Here is a 17306-nt window from a genome sequence, read left to right as displayed (position 1 = left end):
TTCGTCCATGTGTTAATATATTTTTAAGAGGTGAAAATGGATGGAACAAGAATATATGAACAGAACCGATGAATCTGTTGAAACCATCATCAATAAATCACGCTTCATCACATACATTTCACGCACCGATACAGAAGAAGCGGCAAAGGCATTCATCGCTTCGATCAAAGCAGAGCATAAGGATGCGACCCATAACTGCAGCGCATACATCATTACAAAGAGTGCGATGATCCAAAAGGCGGACGATGATGGTGAACCTTCAGGCACAGCAGGCGTCCCCATACTGGAAGTGCTGAAACGAGAAGCCCTTTATAATGTCACGGTTGTAGTCACCCGCTACTTCGGCGGTATAAAATTAGGGGCCGGCGGATTGATACGTGCGTACTCCGGAGCTGCAGCCAAAGCAGTGGAGGCAGCAGGTAAAGTCGTCGAAATCGATGTAGTGCCATGCAGAGTGACTATGGATTATACCTATACCAGTAGATTCGAACATACAATCGCTGATACGGATATTGAGATAAAAGACATTGCATATACCGATAAGGTTGCATACCTACTTCATGTGAAGATTGATGATATGGAGTTTTTCCGCACCCGTCTCAAGGAAATCACAAAAGACACTTCCAGCCTGGAAGAGATGGATATCATCCAGGCTGAAAGTGCCGTCAGCTGATTATGGCAGTATGCGATGGAAAATCTTTCTGGCAAAGTTAAGGACCGGCTTCCAGTCACTATCCACCAGATTGATCGCCTCAACGATTATCTCGGTTGTGAGGATCAAGAGCAACGACATGATGATGGCACCGGGTATCGTCGAAAAATAGAGGATGATGCTCGCCCCGGAATAGAGAAGCGCGATGAAATAGATCAACACTACACTTTCAGCATGCGAATACCCAAGATTCTGCAGCCGATGGTGGATGTGGCTACGGTCCGCTTTGACCAGAGATACATTGCTGCGATACCTTCTTAATGCAGCGAAGAACATGTCGATGAAAGGAACTGCGAGAATGATGATCGGGAAGAAAAGTGAGATGAGGGTGATGTTTTTAAAGCCCATCAACGATACCACGCTGATTATGAAACCAAGCAGCATCGCCCCGTTATCACCAAGAAATATCTTCGCCGGATGGAAATTGTAAACCAGAAACCCAATACACGCCCCGATAAGGATTGCACAGATCATCATGACAAAGATATTGCCCTGGAGAATCGTGATGAATGCGATACTTGAAAGAGCGATTACGGAGACTCCTGTAGCGAGCCCATCCAATCCATCTATCAGATTGATCGCATTCAGGATACCGACTATCCAGATGATGGTTATCGGTATGGAAAATACACCGAATTCGATTTCGATGCCGAATGGAGTCACACTGTCGATCACCACATCATAAAATACCGGGACTAGACTTGCTGCAATCTGTCCTACTAGCTTAAGGCCAGGTTTGAGGTCGTATTTATCATCGATGATGCCCACGATTACGATGACGACTCCGCCGAATATGATTGCCTTGTACTCAGCTTCTATCGGACGTGAGATGATGACACCGATAATGAACGATATCAAAATCACCACACCACCAAGGTATGGAATGGGTGTCCGATGGACTTTTCTGTTGTTTGGATAGTCGACAAAACCGAATTTACGACTAACCCATATGAAGAGCGGTGTCAGAATCAATGAAATAAGAAACGAAACCGTCAATAAAAATAGAGTATACATTCCATCACCATCACTAGTTATTTCCAACCCACTATATCATATTAGCCTTCAATTATGTATCGGTCATCCATCTTACTACATATATAATTTTAATTAAACTCAAATTCGTTGTATAATTATCTTAATCAAGAAAAAGGAGATCTAATATGAATAGAACAACAGGCGGGATGCATCCCGTCCTCAAAATATTACTCACTCTGCTCATCATCTCAGTCATCTTATTGATCGGTATTTTTGCTTATGTATATCTGCAGTTGAAAGGTGCTGCAAATGACATGTACGATGATGATTTCACATCAGAAACCTCAGACCTCAGGGAGACGGATGTGAGCTTCAAAGACGGCGACCCCATCTCCGTCGTCCTCTTCGGGACCGATGATGATGAGTCCCGGAATGCAAGCGGTATGGGGCAGCGTTCCGACACCATCATGGTGGTGACGCTCAACCCGAACACCGATGAAGGTCGCATGCTCAGTATACCGAGGGACACACGTACAGAGATCGTAGGCCGTGACACAGTAGAAAAGATCAACCACGCCTATGCCTATGGGGGTCCTGAGATGGCATCCCGTACAGTGGAAAACTTCCTAGATATGCCGATAGACCACTTCCTTTCGATAAATATGGATGGGTTCACCACCATAGTCGATGAACTTGGTGGCATCACGGTTACAAGCGAAGACACCTTCGAACAATCCGGCTACCAGTTTACAGCTGGCGAAACCTATGAGATGGACGGGGATATGGCCCTCGCCTTTTCCAGAAGCCGTAAATCCGAAGGTGCGGGCGGCGACTCGGGAAGACAGAAGAGACAACAGCAAGTAGTTGAAAGCATCGGTCAGGAAATGCTTAGCCTTAAAACAGTAGCGAACCTCGGTTCAATCCTGGATGTCATGGGTGGGAATGTCCGTACCAATATCCCATTCAAGGAGATGAATGCCTTTCGTTCCAACTATCAGAAGGCTGCGCAAAATATAGAACGTCTGACTCTTGAAGGGACGGATCAGAGGCTGGACGATGGTCTATGGTATTTTATTCCTGATGATTCTTCATTTAATTCGACAAGAAACGAATTACGTGAAAATCTAGATCTGGAATAGTTAAGATTTAGGAGGGACAGGCATGCTCATCGATTTCGTACTCAATATATCCATCACGATCAGTGGTATCTACCTGTTCCATCGCCTGCAGTATATCGAGGACCGCAAATTCATGGATTCCGATATTTTCCAGGCGTTGCTGATGACTACCATAGCTGTTCTGCTGTTGATGGTGCCGCTGCACTTGGCGGGGATGACGTTCAGTCTATATTTCATACCTTTGTTGATTCTGGTCAAGTACAGCGCCACCCACCTCATCATCGGCGCTGTCGGGGTCGTCTATCTCTTTCATCATATGATTTTTGATTTTCAATGGCAGATCTATCTGATATTCTTCATCCTCTATTTTTTCATCATGATGATACTGCCCTTCGTCCGTATCCAGAAACTGCAGTCACTGACAGCAACCACCGTCATCTTTACGCTGTTTTATGTAATCAGCATTCATATGTTCGTTCAGCCCCTTACCTTATGGCAGATGCTTCTGTTCATCGGGGCAAGTACGGTGGTGATGTTTACTGCCGTGATGATGTATGAAGATGTAAATGCAATCCTTGCCCTTTTGAAACGGTATGAAGAAGAAGAGTACAAAGATTACCTGACCCAACTCGGCAATGTTAAATCCCTGGATAATGCGGTCACCGAACTCATGGACGAGTCCGATACACTCAGCCTTCTGCTTATTGATATAGACAATTTCAGTCTGATCAACGATAAGTATACCCATACTTCTGGCGATGCCTTGATTAAACAGATGGCCCATCTACTGGATAACCATGTACCAAGTGGCGGTACTTTGTACAGGAGTAGCGGAGAAGAGTTTTCGATGGTGATGAAAGATCTCTCGTTCGACCGTACGGTACGCCTGGCTGAAGCGATTCGCAATAGCGTCGAGCGGGCGCGTTTCCATGTCAGCGAAACTGAGAATGTCCGGTTGACGGTGTCCATAGGCATCGCCTATCAACCCCTGGCCCCGGAAACAAAAGGCAGGTTGTTCAAGGAAGCAGATGATATGCTTCACGCTGCGAAGAAACAGGGAGAGAATAGAGTAATGTTCAATCCATTATAAAAAAACCAGGACATTGTCCTGGTTTTAATCTTCAACGGCAGAAAGACTTTTGAGTGTAATGTTACTATGCGAGTCTTGCCATCTCACTTCTTCATTCTCAAAATAGAATGCCTGAGGCGATTCATGTTTTACGTTGAAGTTTTCTGCAATATAATCGGAGAGATCGCGGTTATTTTGTACGATAAGATAATAGCCGTCCATATCCCTTTCATAATGGAATTTTTGGAACTCTTCGAAGGCTGCTGCTGAAATTGGACACGTACTGCTATGCTTCATGAAGAAAAAACTCTTCTTTTCTTGCAACAACTTTTGAAATGACTCAATCGATGTTGTCTTAGTTATCATTTCATCACCTTCTCATTAACTTCTCATTAAGCTCTTAATAACTTATCATTTATGCTACTATTTGGCAAATCCGATTATGTATTGTGTTATAATGACTTCGATTGGAGGATTCATATGAATAACAAACCACTGAAAAGATGGACATTTTTGGATACTATAAATGCATCACTCTTGATCATCGTCCTTTTGTTCATGCTCGATTTTGAAAACAATGCGACTGTTACAATCATTCTTCTTGCTGTATTCGCTTTTTGGATCGTTACGGTAATCCTGCGGAACATTTTCATTTCAAAGATCGAAAAGGATCCGAACCATCCCATGCATACCAACCAGTCTGAAGAGAATAAGAAATAGAAGACGGGCTTTTAGAGCCCGTCTTCTATTTCTTTCAAGCCTTTCCAGTACTGGTCGTCCAACTGATTGTAAGTGCTCTTATAAGGCAGGATATTCTGGAGCTGAAGTTGTTGGAGTTGCTCGTTATACTCCATAGTCCTCGTGCGTTCCTGATAATATTTTTCGAAACCGTAATACATCTCCAGAGTCAAACTCCTCACCTGCATAGCAATTTCAGTTTCGAGATTCACTTGGTTGAGGGATCGGATGTGCCTATCCACAAGCGGCAATATCACTTCGTTGATGTAGGTGGTCCTATCATCACGCGGTTCATTTTGTTTAAGCTGCTCTGCTTTTCCATCCAGTTCTTCACTGTTTGAATTTATCTGTTCGATTAATTCATCAGTTTCGGTCTCCCCCTCTCCCTTCTGGATGTCTTCAATCACCTGATCGCGCTCTTCCTGATTCTCCATGAACGCCTGGCTTAACTCTATCAATGTCTCATTTGAACGTGCAGATTTATAGTATGTTTCGACATAGCCATTCAACTCATCAACAAATTTTCCCTTCAATTCCAGGCTCTCTTTGTAGGTTTCATGACTCTCCCGTAAATCCTCTTCCGCCACTTCCACTTGCTCCATTTTCATGTTCATCTGTTCAATGAGCGGTTCCACTTCTTCGCTGAGCATGTCATTGAGGGAGGAGAGTTTTTCCAAATCAATCTCCGGATCCCTTGCTGACGTTTCTTCAACCAGAGCTTCAAGGTCGATCTGATTTATTTTATCGTTAAATTCTTCGTCTAATTCATGGATGGTTTCCATGTCACTCATGTATTCTTCATAATTTGCTTGAAGTCCTCTGTCGCAACCGCTTGCCAGCAGGAGTAAAACCATGAAGGTTATGCCTATGATACCTTTTTTCATATGCATGGAGGCCACACTTTCCTATAATTATGGATTCTTACGCTCGCACAACAAATAAAATATAGCACATAATGGAAGTCCCCGCCAATTCCATTGGCAATGTGCGGGCCATTACATTATAATATTATGTAGGTATTTTCTCTTGAAAGGACATATTAAGGTGGATTACAAAAAAATTGCAGAAAATTTAAGTGCTTTACTTGTCAAAGGTACGTTTAAAACCGATGTACCCCTAAAAAAACATACATATACCGAGACTGGCGGAGTAGCAGATTTCTATGTCACTGTATATGATTTTGAGGAGGCTTCCCGCGTCCTTGAATACAGCTACAATAATCGTATCCCGGTCACCTATTTAGGCAATGGTTCAAACATCATTATCCGTGATGGAGGAATCAGAGGCATTGTTCTTAATATGCTTAAGCTGGACTATATAGAAGTCGATGCGGATGTTTTGACGGTCGGCAGTGGTTGCGCCATCATCGATGCCTCAAACTTTGCCAGGGACCATTCGCTGTCAGGCCTCGAGTTTGCATGCGGTATTCCAGGTAGTGTTGGTGGTGCTGTCTATATGAATGCCGGAGCGTATGGCGGAGAAGTGAAAGATTGCCTGTTGGAAGTTACCGTCCTTGATGAGTCTGGTAAAAAGATCGTCCTTCAAAATGGTGAGCTTGAGCTCGGTTACAGGAAAAGCGTCGTGCAGCAAAATGACTATGTAGTAGTGGAAGCAAAGTTTGCATTGAGCACGGGAAACAAGGGTGATATACAAGCTGTCATGGATGATCTTACGGAACGAAGGGAACGGAGGCAACCTTTGGAATATCCTTCCTGCGGCAGTGTCTTCCAGAGACCCCCAGGGAATTTTGCTGGTAAACTTATCCAAGATGCTGGTCTACAGGGCCATCGCATCGGGGGCGTGGAAGTTTCAAAAAAACATGCTGGTTTCATGGTCAACGTCGACAACGGCTCTGCCAGTGACTATGAAGAACTGATAAAACATGTACAAGACAAAGTGTTCAATGAATTCGGTGTCTGGTTGAATCGGGAAGTCCGGATTATCGGCGAACCTGTCTACAGACGATCCAAACGCTATGAACAATAAAAAAAGACCCTTAGGGTCTTTTTTTATTGTTCCAAAGCTTGTTCTACTTCTTCCAGCTGACCAATGGTCGTCATTACGCCACCTGAAGCAAGATACCAAAGTTTCGCATCAAGCTCGACGACCTTATCGTTTTCAATCGCATCAACATTCTGCATGACGGAATTATCCAACACGGAGCCGGATGAAGATTCTCCACCTATGGCACTTCCTCTATCCAGTGCCAAAATAATGCCTGGGTTCTTATCATTGATATATTCATAGCTTATTGCTTGGCCGTGTCCCTTATCGGCAATCTCATCATCGGATGGTTTAATGCCGAGATTGTCATATAGGAAACCATAGCGTCCTCCGGGACCGAATACTGAAAGTTCTCCTTCATTAGCCATGACGAACATCATCGATTTATCAGCATTTTCGGCTTTTTCTTTGACTTCTTCAATTTTTGCATCAAAGTCTTCTATAAGTGCTTCTGCCTCAGAAGATTTATCATAGATCTTGCCGAGCATTTCTGTATAGTGACGGATATCATCGAAGTAGTTCTCACTGGATGGAGAAACATACAGGATTTTAGCATCTGGTGCCGCTTTTTCAAATTCACTGACCATCTGCGAGGTTGCCTGACGAACTGAAATGAGGATCACTTCAGGTTGAAGCTCTGCAATCTTTTCAAAGTTAGGATCTTTCAAAGTCCCCAGATTTTCGTATTTATCATCAGAAAACTTATCGAGTTGATCGGGTATGGTACTTGTCCCCTCACCTTTAGGCAAACCTGCTACACTGTCCGCTTCTCCGAGCTCATCGATTGTAGAGAGTGCACCATAATCGAATACAGCTACACTTTCTGGGTTTTTCGTCACTTCAACCGTTTCGGAAACTTCCTCACTCGCTTCTTCGTCATCGGAAGACTCGTCAGAAATCATATAATTATTCTTGACCTCAACTGTTTCCTTATCTGAACTTGAACCTTCGGCTGCTTCTTCTTCCGATGTTCCTTCAGTATTGCCGCAAGCGGCAAGGATCATGATCATCATGATCGCTAGCAATAAATAAAATTTCTTCATTTCCATTCCTCTTTCCTATGTGTCTTTAGCCCCCACTAAAAACATCCATATATCCGGTAAGAACCCATCACCTCCCTTAATGTCTATGTTCGTATTAGGCACGTGCCTGGTCCTCGATGAAATCATCTACAGTCGCATTCTCATGCTCATCGAAATAGACGCATATCTGCTGTCCATAGATGCATTCTATATTGATATCCATCTCATAGATGTCTTCTAGAACCTCTTTTCTGATGACATCATCTTTTTTACCACTGACTGCGATTTTGCCATCTTTCATTGCAACAATGTTATCTGAATAGCATGAGGCAAAGTTTATATCATGTATTACTATGATTATCGTCTTGTTGCGCTCACGCACCAATCGCCTTAAAATCTGCATTATCTGCACAGAATGCTTCATATCAAGGTTATTGAGGGGTTCATCAAGGAATATATATTCCGTATCTTGGGCAATCGTCATGGCAATGTATACGCGTTGCCTCTGTCCGCCGGACAGCTCATCGATATAACGATCTTCAAAGTCTTCCAATTCCATATAGCTGACGGCTTCATCTATGATTTCATTATCTTTTTGCGTGAGACGACCTTTGGAATAAGGGAAACGACCGAAAGAAATCAGTTCCCTGACAGTAATCTTCAAGTCCATATTATTGGACTGCTTTAGAATTGCAATCTTCTTCGCTAGGGAATCGCTCGGAGCATTGAGTATGTTTTTACCTTCCAGGAGAACTTCTCCACTATCATGGTTCAAAAGACGTGTGACCATGGACAATACTGTACTCTTACCTGCACCGTTGGGGCCTATGAAAGAGGTCACTTTACCCTTGGCAATTGAAACAGATACGTCATTGACTACTTTTTTCTGGCCATAGAATTTGGAAATACCTTTAAGATCGATCATCTTCGACTCTCCTTAAGCATTAATATGATGAAATATACGCCACCTACAAGATTTATGATTACGCTGATCTCGACTGCCTGGTTGAATACATACTGTGTCAAAATCTGTCCGACCAGCAGTGTAATCACTGCAATGAGTGAACTGCCGATAAGCAGATAACGGTGTTTATATGTCTTGAACACCTCGTGGGCCAGGTTTACGACAAGCAAACCAAGGAACATTATAGGACCAACCAGTGCGGTAGATACCGAGACCAATACCGCAATGATGAGAAGCAGCTGGGACACCTTCCTATCATAGTTCACACCCAGGTTTATTGCATGATCACGGCCCAGTGTGATGACATCAAGTGAATGGAAGTCCTTCAGTACTATAAGAAGCATGATCAGCACGATGGCACCGGTAATCCAGAGCAGCTGTTCATTGATTGCATTGAATGAGGCAAACATTGAGCTCTGCAATACGAGGAAGTCATCCGGATTGATGAGCATCTGCATGAATGTCGACAGGCTGCTGAAGAATGTACCCAGGATGATTCCGATTAGCAGCAGCAGGAATACATGGTTCCCTGTCATCTTGAACAGGTACTTGAAGACGAATACAGTAAAGATCACCAACCCGATCATGCTGACCAGATAATTCACGTTGTCGTTCGTAATCAGAGGAGAACGTGCGCCTGCGACAAACACTATTACCGTCTGTATAAATAAATAGACGGAATCGAGCCCCATTATCGATGGAGTCAGGATACGGTTTTTCGTGATAGTCTGAAAGATGACTGTTGATAGGGCAATCGCTATACCCACAATGATCATGGTAGCCACACGGTTTAGACGTGACGGCAATTGATAATAGAGTATATCGAAGTTCAACTGATAGAATGTGTAGAGCCCTGCAATGATGAGTGTTGCAGCTACAAAAATGATGAGTAGCCTGTTGTTCTTTTTATCATGCATTGGATCTCACCCTCCTGAAGACCATAATCAGGAAGATGAAGCTTCCTATGACACCAATCATCAAGCCGATGGAAATTTCATACGGGAAGATGATGATGCGTCCAAGAATGTCACATATCATGACAAAAACGGCTCCAAGCACAGCAGTCAGAAAAATTGTGTTCTTCAGATGATCACCCCGAAATAGTGAAATGATGTTCGGGATAATCAGGCCGAGGAATGGTAACATGCCCACTGTGACCACCACTAATGCTGTGATTACAGCGGTAATAAGCAAGCCAATATTCATCACGCGTTGATAATTGAGCCCAAGGTTTTTTGAAAAGTCGCGACCCATCCCCGCAATTGTAAATTGATTCGCATAATACAATGCAATGATGAGAAAAGGAATGCTTATGTATAATACTTCGTATCGTCCGGAAATGATTATGGAAAAATCACCTTGCAGCCAGCTCGATAATGACTGAATCGAATTCGTCCTCAAGCTCAGGAATGTCGCTACACTGGCGACAACATTACCCAACATCAGACCAATTAATGGAACAAATACCACATCTTTAAATTGGACGCGTTGAATAATCTGCATGAAAAGCATCGTCCCCAAAAGACTGAGTGCCGATGCGAAAATCAGTTTGACGAGCAGACTGGCAGTCGGAAAGAACATCAGAGCCAATAATATACCGAGACGTGCCCAGTCCATAGTACCAGCCGTCGTTGGAGAAACGAACTTATTGCGTGTCAATTGCTGCATAATCAAGCCGGAAACACTGAGTGATGCACCGGAAATGATAATCGCAACTGTTCTCGGCAAGCGGCTTTCCATAATGATATTCTTCTGGTTGTCCGTCAAATCAAACAGATCTCCCGGAGAAAGTTCAACCACCCCGACAAACATCGAGACAATCGAAAGTACTATCAATAATATAATCATGATGTCTAGCCTGAACAGTTTATATATCATTTTAATCCACCTTAATTGATAATGATTATCAGCGATAACCACATGTTCAATTATACACGTCAATGCTTCAATTTCAAGCATTCAAAATCCAATATAATAAAAAAACCACCCGATTGGCATCAGATGGTATCCGGTTGTTTAATTGATTATAATAGTTTCTCCATTCGGTATGTTCTCTTCCCCGTATAGGATGGCCATTATTGTGCTGAGCGCTTCGTGATAAGAGCGCCCCCCTGATTCTTCATAGCGGATGGAAGGTCTGTAGCTTAAGGCGTACACATCCACGTCTTCCCTCCGCAGTTCGGCGGCGGTAGAATGTGTCAATGCCTCGATTGCGCCTGTAACTGTGTAGTAGAGGTTCCTTTCGAAGACATCTTCAAATGACGGTTCAATCACATTGATGATCTTCGCGTCACTCTCGTCCTTCAGCATCGGCCGTAATGTACGGATGCCGAGATAAGTCCCCCATACATGCTCATACATTACCTGGTTGAATTCATCGAATGATACATCATAGACGGAACGGTTTTCCGTAAAGATCCTATGAACCAATACGATGCCATTTAATGTATTGTAATCCTGTTGGATCTCCTCGACCGTCGCTACCCAATCTATCTCTTTCGCCTGTTCCAAAAACACCACTTTGTGCGTGCCCTCAGAACTTTGCTTTAGACCTTCAAAAAGATTTTCCAACTCAGCGTAATCCACCCCCGCCAAAATGACGTTGGCCCCCTCTTGCGCAAGATGCATCGACAGTTCCCTGCCTAAGGGAGTAGCAGCATCCGACACTACATAAGTCTTCTCTTTCAAATTCATCTTTTCCTCCTGATTAAAGCGCCATATCTAGATAAATGCTATCTCTATTGTAAACCTTAAATGGCTGCTTTACAAACTGAAGGATGGCACCTCAGACGGTCTATTCCACCGTCACTTCCTCCTGCGGCATCGTATGAAGACTGAACGCGTCGACGTGCGATATGACTACATAGTCTCCTGGCTCATCAAAAGTATAGTCAATCGTATATGCACCTGCTTCTGAATGTTCCGCTTCAATCTTCTCTATGCTTTCCTCATCTTTTTTGACTTCAAATACAACCTTATCGGCATCTGTCACATTTTCATCATTGGAAGTGACATGCGCGATAAATTCAGCCGTTTCACCAGCTTCCACCGTTCCAGGCACTTCCAAACTGGCTTCCAGTGATTTAATTTCATCACCATTTGAATTTTCATGGCTCATTTCATGATCGTCATCTTCGCCGCCCCCACAGGCGGAAAGCAACAGAACCCCTGAAGTTAATACCGTGAAAAAACCTACTTTCAAATTCATTCGCTACATCTCCTTATTAGTACGTATTTTACAGAGTACCATGGAAAGAAGCGCTCTAGCGCACATAAATATGAACGTTATCTGAAATATATCGGCCCACTCAGGAAGTCTGTGGAATGATTATATTATCTTCTTCATCAAGTTAGCCATCTCAATTGCGCCGAGTGCTGCGTCGGTTCCTTTATTGCCTGCTTTTGTACCGGCCCTCTCCACTGCCTGCTCAATCGTTTCTGTAGTAAGCAGCCCGAACATGACTGGGACACCTGAGGATATAGAAGCGTTTGAAATGCCTTTGGCCGCTTCATTACATACATAGTCATAATGGGTGGTGCTTCCTCGGATTACACATCCCAATGCTACAATCGCATCATATTTCCCCGAGTCGGCCAGGGTCTTGGCGATGAGCGGGATTTCGAAAGCCCCCGGCACATGAAACAGTTCGATGTCTTCAGATTTGATGCCATGGCTGAGCAGAGCACCTTCGGCACCGGTAACGAGGTTGGAAGTGATGAAATCATTGAACCGTCCCGCGACAATCCCGATTTTCAGATCAGTCCCTATCATATTAGCTTCTATTTTATTCATTATCATTTCCTCCTAAAGCATATGTCCAAGCTTCGTTTTTTTGGTCTTCAAGTAATCCTGGTTGATTAGATTCGATTCAACGATATGGCTTTTGTGCTGTACTTTTATCCCTTCAGCCTCAAGCCCCTTTATCTTGCTTGGATTGTTGCTGAATAAAGTGACATGGTCGATGCCCAATTGTCGCAGCATTTCTGCAGCTGCATCATATGTGCGCAGATCCGCATCGAAACCAAGATGCTCATTCGCACTGACTGTGTCATAACCATCTTCTATCAATTCATAGGCCCTCATCTTATTGATCAGACCAATGCCCCGACCTTCTTGTCTCATATATAATATGACGCCATCTTCACGGCTCATGATATTCATGGCCTTTTCGAGCTGCGCACCGCAATCACAGCGAAGGCTACGGAAAACGTCACCGGTCAGGCATTCCGAATGGATTCTGACATTGGTCTTATTGCCTACATTTCCATGTACCAGAGCAAGATGTTCCTGTCCGGTCCCTTTATCGATAAAACCGTAAACTTTAAACGTACCGTATTCGGTAGGCATATTTATGGTCGTCTCCAGAGTGACCGCACCCTTATTTTCAACATGCTTCCTCAATGCCTCAATTGTAATCATCTTGAGGCCATGTTTCCTTTTATATTCAACTAGGTCGTCAACGCGTGCCATCGTACCATCTTCATTCATGATTTCACATATGATGCCGACTTGGGAGGCGCCTGTAAGGCGTGCAAGTTCTACAGAGGCTTCCGTATGTCCCATGCGCTCCCGGACACCCCCTCCTTTCGCTATAAGTGGAAAGACGTGGCCCGGCTTATTGAATTCGGTTGAGTCGACAGTTTTATCGGTCAGGGCCCGGATTGTTCTGAATCGTTCATATGCACTGATTCCAGTTGTAGATGATTTGTGGTCGATGGACGCCGTAAATGCAGTTTTATAAGGATCACTGCTGTCCTCAATCATCAAGGAGAGTCCTGCTTCCTCAGCAATGTCAGCTGAAATCGGCGCACATATCAGTCCGCGTCCGTGAGTGGCCATGAAATTCACTTCAGCCTCGCTGATGAATTCTGCAATGCCTATGAGGTCCCCTTCATTTTCCCGATTCTCGTCGTCTACTGCGATGATCAGTTTCCCAGCCTTAAGGTCCTGTAAAGCCGCTTCAATCGAATCAAACATGGGGCACCTCCTTTCTCGTCGCCTCTCCTGCCTCTAAAGTGCCCCAAGATAATAGATGCTCCACATGCTTCATCAGCATATCTGCCTCTATATTGACGGCACTACCCGGCGCTTTGCTTCCAAGTGTCGTACTGGATTGTGTTTCAGGTATCAGGCTGATGATGACTTCGGAACGGTCGGGCCGCACTCCAAATAATGTCAGACTGATGCCATCTATTGTAATCGACCCTCGATCCAATATATATTTCATCAGCTTCCCAGGACATTGAATATGCATATTAACCGCGCTGCCATCAGTTTCTTTATGCATCACCTTGCCGACACCATCAACATGGCCCGAGACAAAGTGTCCACCGAGTCTCGTGCTCATGGTCAATGCCCGCTCCAGATTCACCATGGTACCTGGTTTTATCGGGCCGAGATTTGTAATCTTTTTGGTCTTGTTGATCATTTCGACTGTGAAACATTCATCATCCAGATGGGTTACAGTCAGACAGACACCATCAATGCTGATGGAGTCACCGATTTTCAAATCATCAAACATGCCTTTCTCTATCATCAGTCGGGTATGCTGTCCTGTATCTTCGACTTCTTCCACTTTGCACACTTGTTCAATTATTCCTGTAAACATATCCTCAAGCCTTTCTATAAGTCAATTTAAGATCAGATTCGAGGCTTTCAACTTTTTCCAGGTCCAGTTGCACAACAGATTCCATTTTTGGAACCTGTGATTGATACAACCCATAACCGGATTCACCAAACAATTTCGGGGCAATATATAAGATGATCCTGTCGTATAATTCTTGTTCTATAAAAGAGGTGAGGGTGCTCGCACCACCTTCTATGAAAAGGGTGGATATCCCTTCTTCGTACAATACTTTCAACACTTCCTCAAGTGGTCTCTCCCCCACTCTGAGATCGCATCGGTCGCTGTATTTCATATTCATTTCATTCGTCGTAAAAATGATCGGCCGGCTATCATGATCGAATATATGCAGATGATCATGCAGCATCCCGTCACCAAGCAGAATGATCGGTACAGGACTGTTCCCTCCCCCGTATACCCGGGCTGTAAGTCGTGGATTATCCCTAAGCAGAGTCGTGCCGCCCACTAGTATGCCGTCGTGGACATGCCTTTCTTCATGGGCATCATACCTTGCGGCCTCTCCCGTTATCCACTTGCTTGTGCCATCACAGAGGGCAAGCTTACCGTCCAGGCTCATGGCGCATTTCAATGTGATTACAGGATACTTCCTCTTCAAATGCGTAAAGAAAGGATGGTAGAAGCTATCTATCTCGGTTTCCTGTTGATGAGCGACTTGAACACCGGTCGCATCCAATACTTCATGTCCTCTTACCTCCACATTCTCATCCTTCGCAGCATAGTACACTTTTTTTATGCCTGCCGCGATTATCGCCTCTGTACAAGGCGGAGTTTTACCATGATGTGAACACGGTTCCAGCGTTACATACATGTCTGAACCTGCAGGGTCTGTATTGCATGCTGCCAGCGCCTGACGCTCAGCATGAGGTTCGCCGTATCCCAAGTGTGCTCCCATGCCGATTATTTTTCCATCCTTCACTATAACTGCACCGACAGCCGGGTTGGTTCCAGTCTGGCCTGAGGTCATTTGGGCAAGTTGTAGCGCCATTTTCATATAATGATTCAATTTCTACCTCCTCAATATAAAAACGCCGATGAATGGATTCATCGGCGCTTAAAGGATTGTATGCAGAAGCAAGCATCCGGATGTGCGCATGTTTGCTGACGCGCATAATCGATGCCTCATTTTAAGGTATGCCAAATAAGCATACTTTAATCAGTATGTTCCACAATTCTCTCTCCCATCCAGACTTTCACTGTCGGCTTCAGATTTCCACTGAATCAGCCACATCAATTATAGATGCAGGTCGCGGGCTCTCACCGCCGGTTGGGAATTTCACCCTGCCCCGAAAGAATGCTTGTATTCAGTTGAAAAACTCTACTACCATCATATGACACACATAGTTTTTGTCAAGCCGCATTACAGAATGTATTGTTTTTATATCGTTTATTATTTGAATATTATCTGTTTTCTGATTATATGTTACTATGGTGGTAATAATCGACATTAAATAATCGTGTCGATTTAATTATGGGGAGGGAGAAAATTGACCGATAACGAAGAATTGGATCGTGCAACTGGAGAAAGGACTGTAAAGAAACTGGATTTCCGTCTGGGACCATTCGGTGCAGCAGTCCCTTTATTGTTTTTTGTAGTGTGGGCAATAACGATCAGTGTAATGCAATTATCATCAGAAGTGGCACTTGTACTGGGAGCAGTAATTGGAGTGACCCTGGGATTGCTCCTGTGCAAAAGCAAATGGGAAGACTATGCCCAAGGATTGTTTGATGGTCTGGCACAACCGGTAGGCCTGATTGCGATGGTGGCCTGGTTCTATGCTGGCATGTTCGCCCAAGTGCTGCAGGTCGGCGGCCTGGTTGAAGGTTTGGTGTGGATTGGTTCTGTGACAGGTGTCGAAGGCGGGCTCTTTGTCGCCCTCACCTTCTTGTTGGCAGCAACTTTCTCGACTGCCGTCGGTACTGGATACGGTACAACTGTTGCTTTCTGTACACTGATGTATCCCGCTGGCGTTGCTGTCGGGGCAGATCCGACATTCATGTTCGCGGCCATTCTGGCTGGAGCAGTATTCGGTGATAACCTCGCACCGGTATCCGATACGACAATTGTTTCTGCAACTACACAGAATGCGGATGTACCCGGGGTTGTCCGCAGTCGCTTCAAATATTCGATTGCTGCAGCGATTCCTGCCGTAATACTGTTTGCCATCTTCGGCGGCGGAGGTGCTTCTACATCTGAACAAGTTTCAACTGCCTCCATATTGGAATCCGTCACGCCGGATGGCCTGATCATGCTGATACCTTTTGCCCTTGTACTTATACTCGCCTTATCCGGTCAACATCTTTTAACGTCTCTCACGTGGGGGATCTTATCAGCCATTCTGCTGGTCTTTACAATAGCCCCTGGGTCACCGGGAGATATTTTAAGCTTTAATTCGGAGTCAGACACAGTCGTTGAAGGAGCGCTAGTTTCAGGGTTGACTGGATATTTTAACATGGCCATACTTATCCTGCTTATAGTTGGTGCAGCGCATCTGATGAGACTCGGCGGAACAATGGCAGCCATAACTGACGGTCTGGTCAAATGGATCAAGAATTCCGTCCGTAGAGCAGAACTTTCCATATGGGCGATAGTTTCCATACTGAACAGCTCAATAACGATCAATACTGCAGCTGAAATTGCTGCTGCCCCATTCGTAAGGGAGATCGGTGAGAAGTATAAAATCCACCGTTACCGCAGGGCGAATATGCTGGATGCAGTGACTTCAGCTTTAGGGTATATTTTCCCGTGGGGCGCGCCCGTCCTATTGGGATGGTCAACGATACAGACAATAAAGAACCAATCATATGATTGGTTGCCTATTGTTGAACCAACAGCAGTGTTTCCATTCGTGTTCCAAGGATGGTTCCTTTTCCTCATTATGCTTTTTGCAGCAATAACAGGATGGGGCTTGAGATATGAAGGGAAAAATGGTGAAGAGGTCAAAGAGAAGCCGGAAGACTAGATATTTCCGCTTCACGATTCCCTCGGTCAAACAAAAAGGCGGCTCGGAGATCTATTGGAATCTCCGAGCCGCTTTCTTATGGATCATTTCAATTTTATT

The 17306-nt window shown here is 44.4% G+C and carries 19 protein-coding genes and 1 riboswitch; of the genes, 6 read left to right on the top strand and 13 right to left on the bottom strand.

The genetic code is table 11. The features are described 5' to 3' along the window. Nucleotides 1-40 precede the first annotated feature (40 nt). Nucleotides 41-673 carry a YigZ family protein gene (locus ACZ43I_RS01990; RefSeq protein WP_344704520.1) on the top strand — a complete coding sequence of 211 codons (633 nt, stop codon included), beginning with the start codon at nt 41-43 and terminating at the stop codon, nt 671-673. Here ACZ43I_RS01990 and ACZ43I_RS01985 read toward each other — a convergent pair whose 3' ends face one another. Continuing rightward, complete coding sequence (locus tag ACZ43I_RS01985; RefSeq protein WP_344704522.1) at nt 674-1726, bottom strand: glycosyltransferase family 4 protein; 1053 nt, start codon at nt 1724-1726, stop codon at nt 674-676. 146 nt (nt 1727-1872) lie between these two features. On the opposite strand from ACZ43I_RS01985, the gene ACZ43I_RS01980 reads away from it, so the two are divergent. Beyond that, the gene (locus ACZ43I_RS01980; RefSeq protein WP_344704524.1) at nt 1873-2826 is read left to right on the top strand and encodes an LCP family glycopolymer transferase; all 954 of its coding nucleotides are present in this window, start codon (nt 1873-1875) and stop codon (nt 2824-2826) included. Between the two features lie 22 nt (nt 2827-2848). Beyond that, nucleotides 2849-3895, top strand: coding sequence for a GGDEF domain-containing protein GdpS (gdpS, locus tag ACZ43I_RS01975; RefSeq protein WP_344704526.1), 1047 nt, complete (start codon nt 2849-2851; stop codon nt 3893-3895). A 24-nt stretch (nt 3896-3919) separates the two neighbouring features. Here gdpS and ytxJ read toward each other — a convergent pair whose 3' ends face one another. Further along, nucleotides 3920-4240 (bottom strand): bacillithiol system redox-active protein YtxJ, encoded by a 321-nt coding sequence (gene ytxJ / locus ACZ43I_RS01970; RefSeq protein WP_344704528.1) that lies wholly within the window; start codon nt 4238-4240, stop codon nt 3920-3922. 114 nt (nt 4241-4354) lie between these two features. On the opposite strand from ytxJ, the gene ACZ43I_RS01965 reads away from it, so the two are divergent. Continuing rightward, the gene (locus tag ACZ43I_RS01965; RefSeq protein WP_344704530.1) at nt 4355-4594 is read left to right on the top strand and encodes a hypothetical protein; all 240 of its coding nucleotides are present in this window, start codon (nt 4355-4357) and stop codon (nt 4592-4594) included. An 11-nt stretch (nt 4595-4605) separates the two neighbouring features. Here the strand turns inward: ACZ43I_RS01965 and ACZ43I_RS01960 are convergent, their stop codons facing one another. After that, nucleotides 4606-5502, bottom strand: coding sequence for an EMYY motif lipoprotein (locus tag ACZ43I_RS01960; protein WP_344704532.1), 897 nt, complete (start codon nt 5500-5502; stop codon nt 4606-4608). 154 nt (nt 5503-5656) lie between these two features. Here ACZ43I_RS01960 and murB point away from each other — a divergent pair, with 154 nt between their 5' ends. Then, nucleotides 5657-6598 (top strand): UDP-N-acetylmuramate dehydrogenase, encoded by a 942-nt coding sequence (murB, locus tag ACZ43I_RS01955; RefSeq protein WP_344704534.1) that lies wholly within the window; start codon nt 5657-5659, stop codon nt 6596-6598. 23 nt (nt 6599-6621) lie between these two features. Here murB and ACZ43I_RS01950 read toward each other — a convergent pair whose 3' ends face one another. From ACZ43I_RS01950 to ribD, 10 genes are all read right to left on the bottom strand, one after another. After that, nucleotides 6622-7659, bottom strand: a complete 1038-nt coding sequence (locus ACZ43I_RS01950) for a siderophore ABC transporter substrate-binding protein (RefSeq protein ID WP_344704536.1) — start codon at nt 7657-7659, stop codon at nt 6622-6624. A 94-nt stretch (nt 7660-7753) separates the two neighbouring features. Continuing rightward, nucleotides 7754-8563 (bottom strand): iron ABC transporter ATP-binding protein, encoded by an 810-nt coding sequence (locus ACZ43I_RS01945; RefSeq protein WP_344704538.1) that lies wholly within the window; start codon nt 8561-8563, stop codon nt 7754-7756. Then, entirely contained in the window at nt 8560-9519 is a 960-nt protein-coding gene (locus ACZ43I_RS01940) for an iron chelate uptake ABC transporter family permease subunit (protein WP_344704540.1), read from the bottom strand. The genes ACZ43I_RS01945 and ACZ43I_RS01940 overlap by 4 nt, the downstream gene beginning before the upstream one ends. Next, entirely contained in the window at nt 9512-10480 is a 969-nt protein-coding gene (locus ACZ43I_RS01935) for an ABC transporter permease (RefSeq protein WP_344704542.1), read from the bottom strand. The genes ACZ43I_RS01940 and ACZ43I_RS01935 overlap by 8 nt, the downstream gene beginning before the upstream one ends. Before the next feature lie 138 nt (nt 10481-10618). Then, entirely contained in the window at nt 10619-11296 is a 678-nt protein-coding gene (locus ACZ43I_RS01930; RefSeq protein WP_344704544.1) for an SDR family oxidoreductase, read from the bottom strand. Nucleotides 11297-11396: 100 nt separating this feature from the next. Beyond that, nucleotides 11397-11810, bottom strand: coding sequence for a FixH family protein (locus tag ACZ43I_RS01925; RefSeq protein WP_344704546.1), 414 nt, complete (start codon nt 11808-11810; stop codon nt 11397-11399). A 120-nt stretch (nt 11811-11930) separates the two neighbouring features. Next, on the bottom strand, nt 11931-12395 hold the full coding sequence (gene ribH / locus ACZ43I_RS01920) for a 6,7-dimethyl-8-ribityllumazine synthase (protein WP_344704548.1): 465 nt from the start codon (nt 12393-12395) through the stop codon (nt 11931-11933). A gap of 12 nt (nt 12396-12407) precedes the next feature. After that, entirely contained in the window at nt 12408-13580 is a 1173-nt protein-coding gene (ribB, locus tag ACZ43I_RS01915) for a 3,4-dihydroxy-2-butanone-4-phosphate synthase (protein WP_344704550.1), read from the bottom strand. Beyond that, nucleotides 13573-14211, bottom strand: coding sequence for a riboflavin synthase (locus ACZ43I_RS01910; RefSeq protein ID WP_344704552.1), 639 nt, complete (start codon nt 14209-14211; stop codon nt 13573-13575). The genes ribB and ACZ43I_RS01910 overlap by 8 nt, the downstream gene beginning before the upstream one ends. Before the next feature lie 4 nt (nt 14212-14215). After that, nucleotides 14216-15250, bottom strand: a complete 1035-nt coding sequence (ribD, locus tag ACZ43I_RS01905; protein ID WP_344704554.1) for a bifunctional diaminohydroxyphosphoribosylaminopyrimidine deaminase/5-amino-6-(5-phosphoribosylamino)uracil reductase RibD — start codon at nt 15248-15250, stop codon at nt 14216-14218. Between the two features lie 163 nt (nt 15251-15413). After that, nucleotides 15414-15542, bottom strand: a riboswitch (FMN riboswitch). 189 nt (nt 15543-15731) lie between these two features. Between ribD and ACZ43I_RS01900 the strand changes: the two genes are divergently transcribed. Beyond that, nucleotides 15732-17207, top strand: a complete 1476-nt coding sequence (locus ACZ43I_RS01900) for a Na+/H+ antiporter NhaC family protein (protein ID WP_344704556.1) — start codon at nt 15732-15734, stop codon at nt 17205-17207. Nucleotides 17208-17306 lie beyond the last annotated feature (99 nt).

Source organism: Salinicoccus jeotgali (assembly GCF_055379195.1).
The sequence above is the reverse complement of the archived record's forward strand: the minus strand, read 5'-3'. Positions and strand labels throughout refer to the sequence as shown.

Excerpts from the sequence above, each read along its gene's own strand:
- ACZ43I_RS01990 (WP_344704520.1), top strand. The coding sequence starts at position 41 with ATGGAACAAGAATATATGAACAGAACCGATGAATCTGTTGAAACCATC.
- ACZ43I_RS01985 (WP_344704522.1), bottom strand. The coding sequence starts at position 1,726 with ATGTATACTCTATTTTTATTGACGGTTTCGTTTCTTATTTCATTGATT.
- ACZ43I_RS01980 (WP_344704524.1), top strand. The coding sequence starts at position 1,873 with ATGAATAGAACAACAGGCGGGATGCATCCCGTCCTCAAAATATTACTC.
- gdpS (WP_344704526.1), top strand. The coding sequence starts at position 2,849 with ATGCTCATCGATTTCGTACTCAATATATCCATCACGATCAGTGGTATC.
- ytxJ (WP_344704528.1), bottom strand. The coding sequence starts at position 4,240 with ATGATAACTAAGACAACATCGATTGAGTCATTTCAAAAGTTGTTGCAA.
- ACZ43I_RS01965 (WP_344704530.1), top strand. The coding sequence starts at position 4,355 with ATGAATAACAAACCACTGAAAAGATGGACATTTTTGGATACTATAAAT.
- ACZ43I_RS01960 (WP_344704532.1), bottom strand. The coding sequence starts at position 5,502 with ATGCATATGAAAAAAGGTATCATAGGCATAACCTTCATGGTTTTACTC.
- ACZ43I_RS01950 (WP_344704536.1), bottom strand. The coding sequence starts at position 7,659 with ATGAAGAAATTTTATTTATTGCTAGCGATCATGATGATCATGATCCTT.
- ACZ43I_RS01945 (WP_344704538.1), bottom strand. The coding sequence starts at position 8,563 with ATGATCGATCTTAAAGGTATTTCCAAATTCTATGGCCAGAAAAAAGTA.
- ACZ43I_RS01940 (WP_344704540.1), bottom strand. The coding sequence starts at position 9,519 with ATGCATGATAAAAAGAACAACAGGCTACTCATCATTTTTGTAGCTGCA.
- ACZ43I_RS01935 (WP_344704542.1), bottom strand. The coding sequence starts at position 10,480 with ATGATATATAAACTGTTCAGGCTAGACATCATGATTATATTATTGATA.
- ACZ43I_RS01930 (WP_344704544.1), bottom strand. The coding sequence starts at position 11,296 with ATGAATTTGAAAGAGAAGACTTATGTAGTGTCGGATGCTGCTACTCCC.
- ACZ43I_RS01925 (WP_344704546.1), bottom strand. The coding sequence starts at position 11,810 with ATGAATTTGAAAGTAGGTTTTTTCACGGTATTAACTTCAGGGGTTCTG.
- ribH (WP_344704548.1), bottom strand. The coding sequence starts at position 12,395 with ATGAATAAAATAGAAGCTAATATGATAGGGACTGATCTGAAAATCGGG.
- ribB (WP_344704550.1), bottom strand. The coding sequence starts at position 13,580 with ATGTTTGATTCGATTGAAGCGGCTTTACAGGACCTTAAGGCTGGGAAA.
- ACZ43I_RS01910 (WP_344704552.1), bottom strand. The coding sequence starts at position 14,211 with ATGTTTACAGGAATAATTGAACAAGTGTGCAAAGTGGAAGAAGTCGAA.